The sequence below is a fragment of the Marinospirillum sp. genome (genome assembly GCF_044810985.1).
GTDB lineage: Bacteria > Pseudomonadota > Gammaproteobacteria > Pseudomonadales > Halomonadaceae > Marinospirillum.
In genome coordinates, this window is record NZ_CP085242.1 from 667832 (window position 1) to 682277 (window position 14446).

General features: G+C 52.5%; 13 protein-coding genes and 1 tRNA gene. 10 read left to right on the forward strand and 4 right to left on the reverse strand.

Features of this window, described 5'->3' with window-relative positions; genetic code table 11:
* Nucleotides 1–9: 9 nt before the first annotated feature.
* On the forward strand, nt 10–855 hold the full coding sequence (locus LG323_RS03195; protein WP_404418977.1) for an inositol monophosphatase family protein: 846 nt from the start codon (nt 10–12) through the stop codon (nt 853–855).
* On the opposite strand, the gene LG323_RS03200 is transcribed toward LG323_RS03195, so the two are convergent.
* Nucleotides 828–1592 carry a glycerophosphodiester phosphodiesterase family protein gene (locus tag LG323_RS03200; protein ID WP_404418979.1) on the reverse strand — a complete coding sequence of 255 codons (765 nt, stop codon included), beginning with the start codon at nt 1590–1592 and terminating at the stop codon, nt 828–830. The genes LG323_RS03195 and LG323_RS03200 overlap by 28 nt on opposite strands.
* Nucleotides 1593–1637: 45 nt before the next feature.
* Between LG323_RS03200 and alr the strand changes: the two genes are divergently transcribed.
* From alr to LG323_RS03230, 6 genes are all read left to right on the forward strand, one after another.
* The gene (gene alr / locus LG323_RS03205) at nt 1638–2741 is read left to right on the forward strand and encodes an alanine racemase (protein WP_404418981.1); all 1104 of its coding nucleotides are present in this window, start codon (nt 1638–1640) and stop codon (nt 2739–2741) included.
* 12 nt (nt 2742–2753) lie between these two features.
* A complete protein-coding gene (locus LG323_RS03210; protein ID WP_404418983.1) occupies nt 2754–3656 on the forward strand; it encodes an NAD(P)-dependent oxidoreductase in 903 nt (300 codons plus the stop codon).
* The gene (locus tag LG323_RS03215) at nt 3653–4423 is read left to right on the forward strand and encodes a hydroxypyruvate isomerase family protein (RefSeq protein ID WP_404418985.1); all 771 of its coding nucleotides are present in this window, start codon (nt 3653–3655) and stop codon (nt 4421–4423) included. Before LG323_RS03210 ends, LG323_RS03215 begins: the two co-directional genes overlap by 4 nt.
* A gap of 357 nt (nt 4424–4780) precedes the next feature.
* Nucleotides 4781–5035 carry a GrxA family glutaredoxin gene (locus LG323_RS03220; RefSeq protein WP_404418987.1) on the forward strand — a complete coding sequence of 85 codons (255 nt, stop codon included), beginning with the start codon at nt 4781–4783 and terminating at the stop codon, nt 5033–5035.
* 100 nt (nt 5036–5135) lie between these two features.
* Complete coding sequence (locus tag LG323_RS03225; protein WP_404418989.1) at nt 5136–5972, forward strand: 23S rRNA (adenine(2030)-N(6))-methyltransferase RlmJ; 837 nt, start codon at nt 5136–5138, stop codon at nt 5970–5972.
* Between the two features lie 144 nt (nt 5973–6116).
* Nucleotides 6117–6296, forward strand: a complete 180-nt coding sequence (locus LG323_RS03230) for a hypothetical protein (protein WP_404418991.1) — start codon at nt 6117–6119, stop codon at nt 6294–6296.
* Nucleotide 6297: 1 nt separating this feature from the next.
* Here the strand turns inward: LG323_RS03230 and LG323_RS03235 are convergent, their stop codons facing one another.
* Nucleotides 6298–7614, reverse strand: a complete 1317-nt coding sequence (locus LG323_RS03235; RefSeq protein WP_404418993.1) for a Y-family DNA polymerase — start codon at nt 7612–7614, stop codon at nt 6298–6300.
* Between the two features lie 141 nt (nt 7615–7755).
* On the opposite strand from LG323_RS03235, the gene LG323_RS03240 reads away from it, so the two are divergent.
* Nucleotides 7756–9114: a ribonuclease J gene (locus tag LG323_RS03240; protein WP_404418995.1), complete on the forward strand. Its 1359-nt coding sequence runs from the start codon at nt 7756–7758 to the stop codon at nt 9112–9114.
* Between the two features lie 91 nt (nt 9115–9205).
* Nucleotides 9206–9295: transfer RNA gene (locus tag LG323_RS03245), tRNA-Ser, on the forward strand.
* 144 nt (nt 9296–9439) lie between these two features.
* Here the strand turns inward: LG323_RS03245 and LG323_RS03250 are convergent.
* The gene (locus LG323_RS03250) at nt 9440–10159 is read right to left on the reverse strand and encodes a M48 family metallopeptidase (protein WP_404418997.1); all 720 of its coding nucleotides are present in this window, start codon (nt 10157–10159) and stop codon (nt 9440–9442) included.
* Entirely contained in the window at nt 10156–13308 is a 3153-nt protein-coding gene (locus tag LG323_RS03255) for a type I restriction endonuclease subunit R (RefSeq protein WP_404418999.1), read from the reverse strand. Before LG323_RS03255 ends, LG323_RS03250 begins: the two co-directional genes overlap by 4 nt.
* A 151-nt stretch (nt 13309–13459) precedes the next feature.
* Here LG323_RS03255 and LG323_RS03260 point away from each other — a divergent pair, with 151 nt between their 5' ends.
* A complete protein-coding gene (locus LG323_RS03260) occupies nt 13460–14446 on the forward strand; it encodes an AAA family ATPase (RefSeq protein WP_404419001.1) in 987 nt (328 codons plus the stop codon).

A 14446-nucleotide genomic window follows, 5' to 3' on the forward strand; every position in this document is an offset into this window, starting at 1 on the left:
GTTACAGCTTTGAAACCCGACCTTTCCCCCCAAGAAGTGCAAACACGCCTGAAATTTGCCGAAAAACTGGCTCTGGAAGCAGGCCGGATGATGCTGAAAGCACGCAACAGCGGTCGCTTTGAACGTGATTATAAAGCACATCAGGAGTTGGTGACTTCCAGTGACCAGGAGATCGACGACTGGGTCTGTTCACGTCTGCAGGAAGCTTTTCCTGAAGACCAGGTACTGAGCGAGGAAGGAGCCAGCAACACTCAGCAGGCGCAGGAAGCCGAGGCCCTGTGGATTCTTGACCCCATCGATGGCACCGTCAATTTTGCCCATGGACAGCCTCACGTGGCGATTTCACTGGGCTTTTATGGTCTGGGCATTCCGCAGCTGGGAGTGGTTCACAGCCCTTTTCTGCAGGAAACCTTTGTAGCACAACGCGGCTACGGTGCCCTCAGGAACAACCAACCCATCCGGGTCAGCGGTCTTCAAGACTTGCGTCCCGCTCTGATTGCCAGTGGCTTTCCCTATGATAAAAGCCAACTGGAAACTCCGATCCGGCGTCTGGAAGCCATCCTGCCCCACTGCCAGGATCTGCGCCGTTGCGGCTCTGCCGCTTTGGATATCTGCCACGTCGCAGATGGCTCTCTGGATGGCTATTATGAAAGCCTCAGCCTCTGGGATTTTGCCGCTGCGGTGCTGATTGCCGAAGAAGCCGGTGCTCAGCTCAGCCACCTCTACCCCAGTGAGGACACAAGCTTTTATCTGGACACACGCGACTGGGTCATCAGCACTCCAGCCATTCACCCGTCTTTACTTGAGCTGCTCTGGCAAGCGGATCATCAAACCGGTTCACCAAAGGGTGTGTGATATTGAGTTGTTGCTGATAGCGCCTGAAAACGCTGCGGATAATCGGTAAAGATGCCGGTGACGCCCCAGCTAAAGAATTTTTCCGCCTGCTTTTTTGTGTTAACGGTATAAACATAGAGTTCACGACCCAGCCCCTTAATTTCGGCAACCTCCCGGTGTTTCAAATACAAGGAACTGAGGTGAATTGAGCGCGCCCCCAGTGCCCGGGCCTGCAAGTGCCAGTTGTCCGGCAATTCTTCCCAGAGACAAGCACGGGGTACATCCGGCAGCAAGCGTTGGGCTTCAGCCAGAACCTGATCACTGAAGCTGGAAATCACCAGAGGCAAGCCAGGAAAAGCCCTCAACTCCTGGACAGCCAACTGCAGGGTAATCAGGTCTTTTTCTGCGCAGGTGGGTTTGATTTCCAAATTAAGACCCAGCCCCAACTCCTGTATCAACCGCAACCCGGAAGCCAAAGTGGCCAGAGGCTGGCTACTGCGGTCTTTCGCACCGCGTGGTGCCAGCACACGAAGATGTTCCAGAGCACTGAAATCAAACTTTTCCACCTGGCCGCGACCATTGCTTAACTTGTTCAACCAGGCATCATGAAACAAAATAGGCACTTGGTCGCGTGTCAGCATGACATCCAGTTCAACCCAGCGCACTCCCAGCTCTGCTGCCAGCTCGATGGATTTCAGGGTGTTTTCTGGGGCAAGACCTCTTGCACCTCGGTGCCCGATGATTGCTGACATCAACATGCGATAACCTTATATAGCAAAATGAAACCTGCCTGGAGGCAAGCAATGGGTCGTCCCCTAGTGGCTGAAATCAATCTCAAAGCCCTGCGCCACAATTATCAACTGGCACAGCAACAATCTGCAAGCGACCAGGCCATTGCAGTGATCAAGGCAGATGGTTATGGCCATGGTGCGGTGCAGGTTGCCCAGGCCCTGACCGACCTGGCCCCTGCCTTTGCCGTTGCCTCCCTGGAAGAAGCTGAACAACTGACTGTGGCTGGAATCACTCGACCCATTTTATTACTGGAAGGTTTTTTCAGTGCCGAGGAACTGCCATTGCTGATCCAGCGTGGCTATCATCTGGTTGTCCATAGCCAGTGGCAACTGGATGTTCTAAATCATTACTTTGCAGGCAACCCTGTTTCTGGGGACCAACCCCTGTTGCAAATCTGGCTGAAAGTCGACAGTGGCATGCACCGCCTGGGTTTTGACCCGGAACAGGTCGGCGATGTTTACCAGCATCTTATTCAGCAAAACTGGGTAGAGGAAGTGATCCTGACCAGTCATTTTGCCTGTGCCGATGATTTGCACAACCCCTTCACCCAGCAACAGCTCAATATTATGCAGAGCCTGAAAGAACAGCTGAATGCCACGCTCAGTCTGGCGAACTCACCAGCAACCCTGGGCTGGCCTTCAGCCTGCGAAGGCTGGCTGCGCCCCGGAATTCTGCTTTACGGTGCCTCGCCTCTCGCCTCAGGCCATCCTCTGGGTGATCAACTGCAGGCAGTGATGACGCTGAAAAGCCAACTAATCAGTGTGCGTACCATCAAGGCAGGTGAGCAAGTGGGTTATGGTGGCCGCTTTGTTGCTCAACAAACAACCACCATCGGGGTCGTTGCCTGTGGCTATGGCGATGGTTACCCTCGTCAGGCTGTTGAGGGTACACCAATATTAGTTAACGGTATAAAATGCAATCTGGCCGGCCGGGTCTCCATGGACATGCTGACCGTTGATCTGACGCCTGTGCCTGATGCCCAACCGGGTGATCCTGTAGAGCTTTGGGGGCCCAACCTGAGTGTCAATGAGGTTGCCGGTTACTGCGATACCATCAGCTACACCCTGCTGACCGGGTTACTGCCCAGAGTCAAACGCCATTACTTTTCATTTTAAGGGAATATCAGTATGTCGGAAGCACTGCCAAGCCTGGGTTTTATAGGCCTGGGACTGATGGGCCAGCCTATTTGCAAACGTCTACTGGATGCCGGTTTTCAGCTTAATATCTGGAATCGCACTCCGGCCAAGGCCGAAAAACTGGCTACTTATGGAGCACAACAAGTCAGCAGCCCCGCAGAAGTTGTGAAAAGTAGCGAAATTATTGGCCTTTGCGTGACAGACACAGCGAGTGTTCAGCACTTGCTGAATCAACCCGATGGCCTGCTGGAAGCTTTGCAGCCCGGCCAGCTGATTGTGGACTTTTCCAGCATTGCTCCCCTGGCTACACGCCAGTTTGCTGAAGAGGCCAGAAAACGGGGTGCAGACTGGGTCGATGCCCCTGTCTCAGGTGGTGTTCAGGGTGCAAAACTGGGACAGCTCGCCATCATGTGCGGGGGCAGCTCCTCCAGCCTGGATCGCTTGCAAGGAGTCTTTTCTCCCCTGGCACGCCAGGTTACCCGGGTGGGTGAAGTAGGCAGTGGCCAGGTTGCCAAAATCGGCAACCAAATGCTGGTGAGCTGCAATGCTCTGGTCATTGCGGAAATGTTGGCTCTTGCTGAGGCCTCGGGCATTGAGGTTGAACAGTTACCGGCTGCCTTTGCCGGTGGTTTTGCTGATTCTCTTCCCCTGCAAATCCTGGCACCACGCATGGCTGCAAAGGATTATGCCAACCCCAAATGGACTGTCAAAACCCTTTTGAAAGACCTGCAGCTGGCCGCTGACCTGGCCAGACAGAATAATCAGGCCACCCCCATGAGCCACCTGGCTGCCCAGCTCATGCAAATGCAGGCAACCCAGGGACGACTTGAGGAAGATCCGGCCACTCTGGTGGAACTCTACCGTCAAACACCCCAGCCAGGAAAAAACAAATGAAGCTGGCTGCCAATATCAGCTTGATGTTTCAGGAGCTCCCCCTGCTGGAACGCATCGCACAGGCCAAAAAACTGGGTTTTCAGGGGATCGAAGTCCAGTTTCCGTATTCGGAATCCCCGGATGCCTGGCACGAGGCCTTGCAGAACACGGCAATGCCGCTCATTCTCCTCAACCTGCCTGCTGGAGACTTTATGCAGGGTGGTTTAGGGCTGGCTTGCCATCCCGACCGGCAGGCGGACTTTGAGGAAGCCCTGGAAGCCAGCCTCCCTTATATAAAGGCCCTCCAGCCCAGAATCGTCAATGTTCTGGCCGGTCGTCAGGTGCCAGGCTTCAGTCAAGCCGCCTGCTTGAAGCAGTTGGTTGGCAACCTCCAGAAAGTCTGCTCACGCCTGCAAAGTTATGATCTAAAAGTCACCTGTGAGCCGATCAATGACCTGGATCAGCCTGGTTATCTGATCCCAAGGGTTCATCACTGGCAACAAATAGCCACCAGGATTGCAGCGGACAACTTTGCCTTGCAGCTTGATTTATACCATGCCGCCCGTATGCAGGAAGACTTGATTGGCTTGATCCATAAGCACGCGGATCAACTGGCCCATATTCAGTTTGCAGATTGTCCAGGACGCAGCCACCCGGGAAGTGGTGACATTGATTGGTGCGGCCTTCACACCGCTGTACAGCAAATCCGCTACTCAGGTTGGCTGGCTGCGGAATTTCCAGCTCAAGCAAGCGATGATTTTGGTTGGATGTCGAGATTGGAAGAATAACCCCATAAAACCCCGGTCTTTGTATGCAATCTATTACAAGCCACGTCATCAACTGCGACTGGAAGGAGCTTTCCAAGGTCTCTAATATGGCTATTGAGCATTCGGGTAGGGAGGCCTGACTCAACAGGCTAGAATCTCAACCTGGTTGAGAAGACTGACAATTAAAGATCTTGAGTGATTCTCAAGATCCAGGTCTGCGCCCCGCTTCGGCGGGGCGTTTCGCTTTCTGAAGCACCCTCTTCTTCCAACTTTGCATAGTGCTGAACAATCACAGGCGTAGCTTTTTTAGATTGGAAATCTTCTGCCAAGTAGGGGAAGATAGCGCCATCTGAAACTGAAAATGGATCGAGGTAAATAATGCATATTGTGATTTTTGGTCGCCCAGGCTGCCCTTTTTGTGTTCGTGCCAAAGACCTGGCTGAAAAACTGGAGGCCTCTCAGGGTGCCAGCTATCGTTACATTGATATCCATGAAGAAGGCATCACCAAGGCTGATATGGAAAAAACCATCGGCAAGCCGGTTGAAACAGTTCCACAAGTTTTCATTGATAAACAGCATATTGGCGGCTACACCGAAATGGAAGCCTACGCCAGGAATGAAAACCTGATTTAAACCAGAGCTGCAACCCGATTTTACAAAAGCCCTCGGCCCGACACTGGCTGAGGGCTTTTTTCTGGTAAACTGGCGGCTCACTTCATACTGGAAACCACCCATGCTCAGTTATCGCCACAGCTTTCATGCTGGCAACTTTGCAGATCTGCTCAAACACATCACCCTGGTCTATCTGCTGGACTACCTGAATAAAAAGGACAAACCCTACTGCTACCTGGATACTCATTCCGGTGCCGGGCTTTATGATCTGACCTCTTCCCATGCAGCGAAAACCAACGAATTCTCTGAAGGCATCGCCCGCTTTGCCCAGGCGTCGCTTGAGCAGCCACAATTACAGCGTTACTGGCAGCTCATCAAAAAAATCAACTCAGGAACACAGCTTCGGCTTTACCCCGGCTCACCCCAGCTGGCCAGTTTGCTACTGCGACCAACGGATCGCCTGCTACTCAATGAATTGCATTCAACCGATCACAAGCACCTGGTTGCACTGCTCAGCCAGGACAAACGCTGTCTGATCAAGCAGGAAGATGCCTTTGCTGTCTTGAAGGCCTCATTACCCCCCAAAGAAAAGCGGGGCCTGGTTTTTATTGACCCTTCCTATGAAAAAAAGGATGACTATCAAAAGCTGATACAGGCCCTGGTTTCAGCCCACAAGCGCTTTGCTACCGGCGTCTATGCAATCTGGTATCCTGTTATCAGCCGCCAGGATACGGAAGCCTGGATTCAAAAACTGGTTGCTACAGGCCTCCCCAAACTGATGAGAATCGAGCACTGTCCGTATCCAGACACCAGCGGACAAGGTATGACCGGCAGTGGCATGCTCATTATCAACCCTCCATACACTCTGGCTGAAGACTTCAAAAAGCTTCTAAAAGAGCTGGAATTCATTCTTCGTCAGGGAACACCGGGTAAAATTCGAGCTGAGTCCTTAAGTTAACCAGAAGACTATTAGACTTTTTGTGCATCGCACAAAAAACTTCTTCCCTTTAAAGTAAATTCTGGTTAAGGTGAGTTACAGCAGTAAAGACTCATCTGCTTTGCGCTTTTTTTTGCGCCCCTTAAGTCACTCGAGGAAAATACTATGTCCAGACCTTCTTATGTTGCCACAGCCGGTGGCTTCTGCATGGCTGGCAGTAGTCGCCCTTCTGCACCTGTCGATACCGCTGCAGAAGCTGCTGTTACCTCCGTCACGGCCAATAATGCCAAACCGGCTAAACCTGCCTTGAGCAGCAAGCCTACTGCCCCTGCAAACTTGAAATAGCCTACCTTGCCACCACCTGCGGCAACTCCTGCCAGCAGGTGGTGTAGGCAGGCGAACGCCTTTCCTGTTTAGCCTTCCAACCCACTTCTTTACGACCCACCCCTAAAGTCAGGCTACCCCGACCCTGCTGTTGATTCACCTGATCCATTACCTGCATCAGTCGCTCACTGCGCAATCGGTTTGAACGCCTGTTTTCGGTTTCCAGCACGGAAAGCTGCTGCTGGGACTGATCGACCAGCTCCATCAATAAAACACCAGCCTTGTGGTAGGCATAGCCTTCACGCCAGAGCCGACGCAGAAGCTTGCGTGCGACCCCCAGCATTTCACTAGTATCGGCTGTAGGCTGTTCAAATTCAAAAACCAGAGCATCACTGTGCTGTGGAAGGTCGGATCGAAACGGATTGGTGCGCAAAAAGACACTCAGGCTTTTGGCCAGACTTTTCTGATCCCGCAGTTTTTCAGCTGCCCGCTGAACATGATGCCTTAAAGCATCCAGAATTTCCTGCTGATCACTGGAAGCCGTACCCAAGCTGCGGGATACTCTGAGCTGCTTTTTAGGCTGTTCAGACTGCTGGTGGTCACGACATCTCTGGCCCCGCAATTCCATCTGCACTCTGGCCAGAGTAATGGAAAAGCGTTTTTTAATCAGTTCCTGAGGTGCTTCTCGCAATTGCCAGGCCGTCACTATCCCAAAGCTTTCCAGGCGACCCACCAGGCGCTTACCGACGCCCCAAACCTGACCAACCGGCGTTTCTTCCAGCAATTTGCGTGTGGTGTCTGAGCTGGCATCCAGAACTTCAACCTGTGGCCCTTTCTTCTGTTTGGCCACACGGTTAGCCAGCTTGGCCAGGGTGCGGGTTGGAGCTATCCCAACCCCCACGGGCAGGTGTACTTCCTGAGCAATGGCGGCTTCAATTTGCCTTCCCTGCTCCAGTAGGCCCTCCTTGAAAAAGCCGGAGAGTTCAACAAAGGACTCATCAATCGAGTAGGGTTCCACCTGGTCGGAAAAACGCCCCAAAACATCATTCACACGACGATTCATATCCGCATAGAGAGTAAAGTTGGAGCTGAGCAAAACAATGCGATGACGCCGAATCAGGTGGCGAATCTTATGCGTCGGGCTGCCCATTGCCACGCCCAAAGCCTTTAGCTCATCACTGCGGGCGATAATGCAGCCATCATTGTTGGACATCACTCCCACAGGGCGACCCAGCAGGCGAGGTGAGAAGGCTCTTTCACAGCTGACATAAAAATTACTGCCATCCACCAAAGCCACCCATTGATTGGACTTCAATTCACTGACGGACAAAGAACTCATAAAAACCTCGATAACATGATTTTTATACAGTATAGGTTTTCATCCAGTGTTTGTGTCAAGTGAAAATCAGCTTTTTTTGTGCCTGAAAGCTTTCTGGGCTAAGCTGCCGCCTTTATTTTTCAATGCCTGACAGGATGCTTTGTGCAAAAACCCAGCCCCCAACTGCTCCATCAACAATCCGGCCCCTTCTTTCTGGCTCTGGGTGGAGCCGGTGAAATTGGTGCCAATCTTTATATTTACGGTTGCCAGGGTTACTGGATTGCCGTCGACTGCGGTCAAGGATTCCGCTCAACACCAAGCGGTGAAACACAAACCGTGGTTCCTAATATCCAGGCACTTGAAGATAACGGTATAAAAATTCAAGCTCTGCTAATCACCCACTCCCATGAAGACCACATCGGTGCCCTGCCCTGGCTATGGAAACGCTTGAATTGCCCAGTGTACGCAAGCCCCTTTGCAGCAGGTTTGATTGAAAAACGGGTTGACCTCGGTAACAGCAAGTTGCAAATGCACCAGATTCAGCCCTTGAAACCCTATTCATTCGGCCCCTTTCAAGCCGAGTGGATTCCTGTCACCCACTCCATCCCCGAAGCCCACGGCATTTATTTGCAAGCCGGTGGACGCAAGCTTTACCACACCGGTGACTGGAAGCTGGATCCCAACCCGGTGGTTGGCCATCTCACGGCTATCAAGCGCCTTCAGGAAATCGGTAATAACGGGCTGGATCTGGTGATCGGGGATTCCACCAATGCACCCAACCCGGGCCACAGCGAATCCGAACTGCAAGTCCAGGAGGGCTTGCACCGGCTCATCAGCCCCCTGCCTGGCCGTGTACTGGTGACCTGTTTTGCCAGCAATGTCGCCAGACTCAGCAGCCTGGGCACCCTTGCCCGGAAGACTGGACGCCATTTGACGCTGTTAGGGCGCAGCATGGAGCGCATTCATGGTCTGGCTAAAAGCTTGGATTATTTACCGAACTTCCCCACTCTGATACCCCCTCGGGATATTGGCTACCTGCCTCGCCATGAGCAAATGATTGTCTGTACCGGCAGCCAGGGTGAACCCAAGGCTGCCCTGGCACGACTGGCTCAGGGTTCACACCGCCAGCTGGAACTGGAAGAAGGTGACCGGGTCGTGTTTTCCTCCAAGACCATTCCCGGCAATGAAGAAGCCGTTGAGCGCCTGCATGCACAGCTCAAACACAGAGGCGTTGAACTGCTGACCTCGGATCATGGGCTGATACATGCCTCCGGTCATCCTGCTCAGGATGAAATCAGGCAGCTTTACAGCTGGCTGAAGCCCAAGCACCTACTGGCCATGCACGGTGAATACCGGCACCAGGCTGAACACTGTGAGCTGGCCAAGGCACTGGATATAAGCGCACGAGTGCCTTTTGAAGGGGAGATCTATGACCTTTCTGCCCTGCCCAGACTGGCCGCCAAGGTCACCAGTGGCCGCTGGCTGGTCGACAACAATCAGCTTGTAGCCCTTGAAAATTGAGCTAAGCTCTTGAGTTGCTGGCGGTTTCAGAAAAAAACTTATAAAAAGTGATTGACAGTAAACAGCGAGCTGATAAGATACGCGCCGTGTTGGAGGGTTGGCTGAGTGGTCGAAAGCATCGGTCTTGAAAACCGACGAGGGTGAGAGCCCTCCCAGGGTTCGAATCCCTGGCCCTCCACCAAGAATTCAGCAATCAAGCGCCCTGCGGGGCGCTTTTTTGTTTATCCCACCCAAAATCCCATCCAAAATGCACAATCATATAAACGCCTCTTTGCTGAAAGTACGAAGACAATCCCTCGCCGGAATTTTGGCTTAAAAAACCGGCCTACAAACTCAATCTCACCGCATTGGCCTTCAGCCACTCCCTGCATTCCTGGTAATCGGGCATAACCCGCGCGACTTCCTGCCAGAATTCGGGGGAGTGGTCGTGACGGATCAGGTGGCAAAGCTCATGGATGACGACATAATCCACCATTCGGTTGGGTGCCAGGAAGATTTGCCAGTTGAATTCCAGATCCCCCTTGGTGGTGCAGCTCCCCCAGCGGGATTTGAAGGTTTTGATTCCTACACTTCCTGGCTCCACGCCAACCTTGGGTGCAAAACGTGCCACTTTTTCCTTGAGCTTTTGCTGAGCCTGGCGTTTATACCAGCGCACCAGGGCGTTACGCACCATGTGAGGCTGCTTATCGTCATTGGGCAAGGCCACCAGCAAGCGTCCATTCAGGAGCTTTACAGGCGCAAAGGGGCCACGTATGACTTTCAGACGGTAGTTGCGCCCCAGGTAGGGAAAAGCTTCTCCTGAGACAAATTGGCGGCTACTGGCAGGCGATTGCTCTTGTTGCAGTGCCATTTTTTCTTTGATCCAGCGGCGTTTGCTGGCCAACAGTTGATCAATCTTTTCCAATGAGGTGTCAACGGGCACCACAAGGGTCACCGCCCCTTCTTCCACGCGAATATCGGCTGATTTGCGTCGATGAGTACGGATGACTTCAACGATAAAGCCCTGGCCGTCACGGTATTCTGCTTCGGGAGTCATGGCGTTCATACGGTGTTTTTCTTGAAACGGGTTTGAGCCAATTCCATAAAGCGATCCTGAATGACCTTGACCAGCGCCTTGTCAGCAAAGGAGCAATCCAGTACAGCGCGTTTGATTTCTTTTTTCATGCGCTTGATCTGGTCTTCCTTGGCAAAGAAGTCCACGATCTGGGTCGCTTCATCAAACTGTTCCACCAAGGCTTGGGTGGTGGCTTTGATTTCTTCATGCACCCTTTCACTCAAGGCATCTTCACCTGAATGCTGGGTCACTTCCGCCATCAGGATGTTGTAGAAGGCAAACTCGGTTTCATTCAGGCCCAACTCCTGAGCTTCCTGCTGGTGTTGGGTTTCAATCGTATTGCGAAACTCCAGCAGCAGCTGCGTTTGCTCTTCCCACTTGCCCTGGGTACGCTCGATGATTTCTCGCAAGCGCAGGCTTAAGGATTTGTAATATTCCGGGTCTTCTTCCAGGTTGATGGTAATGTGGTGTTTGATGGCACTTTCAATCTCGGAGGCGCGGGATTCCGGGGATTTAATCTGTTCCACTTCCTCTCGAAAATTCCCGGCCATCAGGTCAATCGGTGGAATCTTGGGGTCAACACCAGTGCTGATAATGTGCTCTTCCACCAGTTGGCGGACTTTTTCACCGGCATCACTGATATTGAGGCCCGGATCACGATAACGATTACGTGCCGCATTCTGAAGCTTACCCCAACGCTTGAGATCAGGCACAAAGGGCTTGGCAGCGACATCCGGCAGAATGACATCCAGCTGCTTGGCAAAGCGTTTGAACGCCAACTCGAATTGCTGACGAATGTCTTCATCCTTGAGATAGATTAGTTGAGCATCCAGCTCTTCAGATTGAGCCCCGGCGAGGCTTTGCACTACACGGGTATGCGCAGCCTTGAGTTTGGGTATTTCGTCTTTCAGGCTGTAATAGCTGCCTTCGGTGTCTTCACTGCTGAACAGATCCAGTGCATCGGTAAGATGATTCGAAAGGCCGTAATAATCCACAATAAAACCAGCTTGTTTGGCTCCCTTGCCCACCGGAGATGCGCAAGTGCGGTTGACCCTGGCAATGGCCTGCATCAGGGTGTGATCCTTCAAGCTGCGGTCGATATACATCACCTGGGCGATGGGAGCATCAAACCCAGTCAAGAGCATGTCCTTGACGATCAGAAAGGCCGTCGGGTCTTCGGTCAGTGGCTTGGTGAAGTTCTTGATGGCCTCTTTCTGGCGAGTCTTATCCGTGTAGGGTGCCAGATAAGCCTTGTCATTGTGGCCCCCACTGATAATCACCTCGGCCTTGGGGGCTTTCAGCGCGTCCAGCGTCTGCTTGAAGAGAACAGCAGCATGACGGCTACCCACCACGATCATGCCTTTAAAGCCGTTGGGCTGAATATGCTCGCGGTAGTGTTTTATCAGATCCAGGCACACCCAGTGTATCCGGGCCGGGGCTTCACGAATGGCCCGCTCCACCCCGTATTTTTTCTTGATCTCTTTCTTTTCGTCGTCGCTGTAGTCCTGAAAGTATTCTTCAAACAAAGCATCCAGCGAATCCCCCACGACATCGGTTTGTACCTGACGGCCTTCGTACAGAATGCGCACCGTGGCCCCATCCTCCACAGCCTGGTTGATCTTGTATTCATCGATATAGCCACCAAAAGCCTGATCCATCTTCTGGGTTTTCAGCAAAGGCGTGCCGGTAAAACCGATTTTGGGAGCATTAGGAAGAGCGGCATTGATGGTGGCTGCCAGATTACCGAATTGGGTGCGGTGGGCTTCATCGGCCAGCACGATGATTTTGTCGCTGGGGTTGAGGTTGGTGAAATCGCCCTCTTCTTCGGCCTCCTGAAACTTCTGCACCATGGCGGTGACAATATCCGAGGCATCCCGCTGTAACAGGGTTTTCAGCTTGGCCACGGAATCCGCGTTATGCACAGTTTCATTCTGAGCATCCCGAAAGGTGGCTGAAAGCTGGCTATCCAGCTGGGTACGGTCCGTGACAAACACCAGCTTGTACTGTTGCAGCTCAGGATCACGGCGCATTTTCACCGCCAGCATCACCATGGTCAGGGATTTACCCGAACCCTGGGTGTGCCAGACCACGCCAGATCTGTCTTTTCTGGAGAGAGCCTTGCGACCCTTGCCTTGTTTTAGGCGTTCAATGACCCGGTTCACAGCACGATACTGCTGGTAACGGGCTATTTTCTTAACAATTCGCCCTTCCACGGTTTCATAAAGGGTGAAGTTCTGAATCAAATCCAGAAAAGCCGGTGGTGCAAAAATCCCGGCCAGCAGGCGCTCCTGGGCAGTGACTTCGCCTTGACTCTCGGCACCGGCTGCCAGACGTTGGGCTTCAGCCAGATAGACAGCAGAGGGCACATCAGAAAGTTGGTTGGCCTGCAGGTCGTGATGGGGCAAGGGGGCATTGCGAAGTTCAAGCAACTGCTCATCGGTAAAGGGGTAGGCATCCTTCCAGTCACCATAATGCTGGGCGCTGGAGCTGATCGTACCCACACGCGCCTGATCGCGGCAGGTGGACACCAGCATCTGGTTGTACCAGAAAAGCTTTTGGGCACCTTCTTCCACTTCCGGCTGTCGCAAATTGGCATAACGCCGAAGCTGGTCAATCCCCTGCTCCAGGGCATTGGCCACATAAGGGGATTTGCACTCCATCACGGCCAACGGCAGGCCATTCACAAAGCAGACCACATCAGGAATGATGTTCTGATTGGCCCCTTCTACCTTGAATTGATTGGTACAGAGAAAGTCGTTATTGGCGGGGTCGTCAAAATCGACGATCTTCACCGTCTGACCCTTGCGCCCCTTGCCCAAGTCCTGATCGACCGAAATGTAATTCACCAGCAGCTCGTAAAGCGACTGGTTGTATTCCATTAAGCCCGCATGATTGGGATGGGTGATATCCCGCATCACCTTGCGCAGGTTTTCTTCACTGATCCAGGGATTTAAGCGCCGAAGCGCTCCTTCCAGCCGAGGCAAGAGCACCACATCCCGATAATAGGCCCGCTCAGCAGGGGCCGCCCCTTCTTTCACCACTGCCGGAGCCAGCTCTGCCCCTGGCACATAAATCCAACCCAGTTTTTGCAACTGAGCCAAAGCAGGCTGTTCGACTTTGATGATTTCGTCCTGAAACAAGAGAGGCTCCTTGTGGGCTTTGTAGTAGATGATTAAAGCGGTTTTCTATCCTGCAAAAGTTACAGCGAACTGGCCCACAAGTAAAATAGGAAGTGCTGCAAGGAAGCGTTATACTTTATAAATCAGAGCACAGGATAACACTGAGTAGATTATGGCGACCGCAGAGCAAATCAAAGCACTTTTAAAAAGCCACGCTGATCATGATGAACAGCGGTTCTACTCTATTGCTCTGCAAGTGGCTGCCAAAGAAGCTCGCAAGGGCCACCACAAGCTAGCCAGTGATATCAAAGCGACCGTTGAGCGCTCGCAAAAATCTGCCAACAACCTGAGTATCGCCCCAGCCAAACCCACTCCTCTGGTTCAGCAACCCAAAGGAGACCTGAAAGGCCTGTTGGAGCTAACACACTCAGCAGCTCGTAAAAACGACCTGGTTCTATCCGATGAAGTAGAAGAACGGCTTAATCAGGTATTGTTGGAGCAACGACAAAAAAGCCGCTTGGCAGAGTACGGTCTGACCCCCCGGCGCAAACTGCTTTTCACCGGTTCCCCCGGTACAGGCAAAACTCTTTCGGCTGCCGTCCTGGCATCCGAGCTGAAGTTACCCTTGTACACTATCGTTCTGGATAATCTGATTACCCGCTACATGGGTGAAACAGCTGCAAAGCTACGGCTGATTTTTGATCACATCCAGCAGACACGAGCGGTTTACCTGTTTGATGAGTTTGATGCCATCGGTACACAGCGAGGTGCCACCAATGATGTTGGTGAAATTCGCAGGGTGCTAAACTCCTTTCTGCTATTTGTTGAGCAGGACGCGTCCGAAAGCATCATTTTGGCAGCTACTAACCACCCGGAGCTACTGGATAAAGCCCTCTACCGGCGTTTTGATGACATCATTCAGTTCCAAAAACCCGGCGAAGCCCAAATCAGACAGCTTATTGAAAACCGCCTGTCTGCATTTGATACCGAGGCCCTGGCTTGGCAAGAGATCACGCAGGCCGCAACGGGTTTAAGCTCTGCCGATATCACCCGTGCCTGTGAAGATGCTGCCAAAGAAGCCGTTCTTTACCAGGATGCAAAAATTACTACTGGATTGATCACCAAAGCTGTCCATCGTCGTCAAAACGGAAAATTCTAA

What these genes read in the sequence shown, in the direction of transcription:
- LG323_RS03200 (WP_404418979.1), bottom strand. Translation starts at nt 1,592, where the DNA reads ATGTTGATGTCAGCAATCATCGGGCACCGAGGTGCAAGAGGTCTTGCC.
- alr (WP_404418981.1), top strand. Translation starts at nt 1,638, where the DNA reads ATGGGTCGTCCCCTAGTGGCTGAAATCAATCTCAAAGCCCTGCGCCAC.
- LG323_RS03210 (WP_404418983.1), top strand. Translation starts at nt 2,754, where the DNA reads ATGTCGGAAGCACTGCCAAGCCTGGGTTTTATAGGCCTGGGACTGATG.
- LG323_RS03215 (WP_404418985.1), top strand. Translation starts at nt 3,653, where the DNA reads ATGAAGCTGGCTGCCAATATCAGCTTGATGTTTCAGGAGCTCCCCCTG.
- LG323_RS03220 (WP_404418987.1), top strand. Translation starts at nt 4,781, where the DNA reads ATGCATATTGTGATTTTTGGTCGCCCAGGCTGCCCTTTTTGTGTTCGT.
- LG323_RS03225 (WP_404418989.1), top strand. Translation starts at nt 5,136, where the DNA reads ATGCTCAGTTATCGCCACAGCTTTCATGCTGGCAACTTTGCAGATCTG.
- LG323_RS03230 (WP_404418991.1), top strand. Translation starts at nt 6,117, where the DNA reads ATGTCCAGACCTTCTTATGTTGCCACAGCCGGTGGCTTCTGCATGGCT.
- LG323_RS03235 (WP_404418993.1), bottom strand. Translation starts at nt 7,614, where the DNA reads ATGAGTTCTTTGTCCGTCAGTGAATTGAAGTCCAATCAATGGGTGGCT.
- LG323_RS03250 (WP_404418997.1), bottom strand. Translation starts at nt 10,159, where the DNA reads ATGAACGCCATGACTCCCGAAGCAGAATACCGTGACGGCCAGGGCTTT.
- LG323_RS03260 (WP_404419001.1), top strand. Translation starts at nt 13,460, where the DNA reads ATGGCGACCGCAGAGCAAATCAAAGCACTTTTAAAAAGCCACGCTGAT.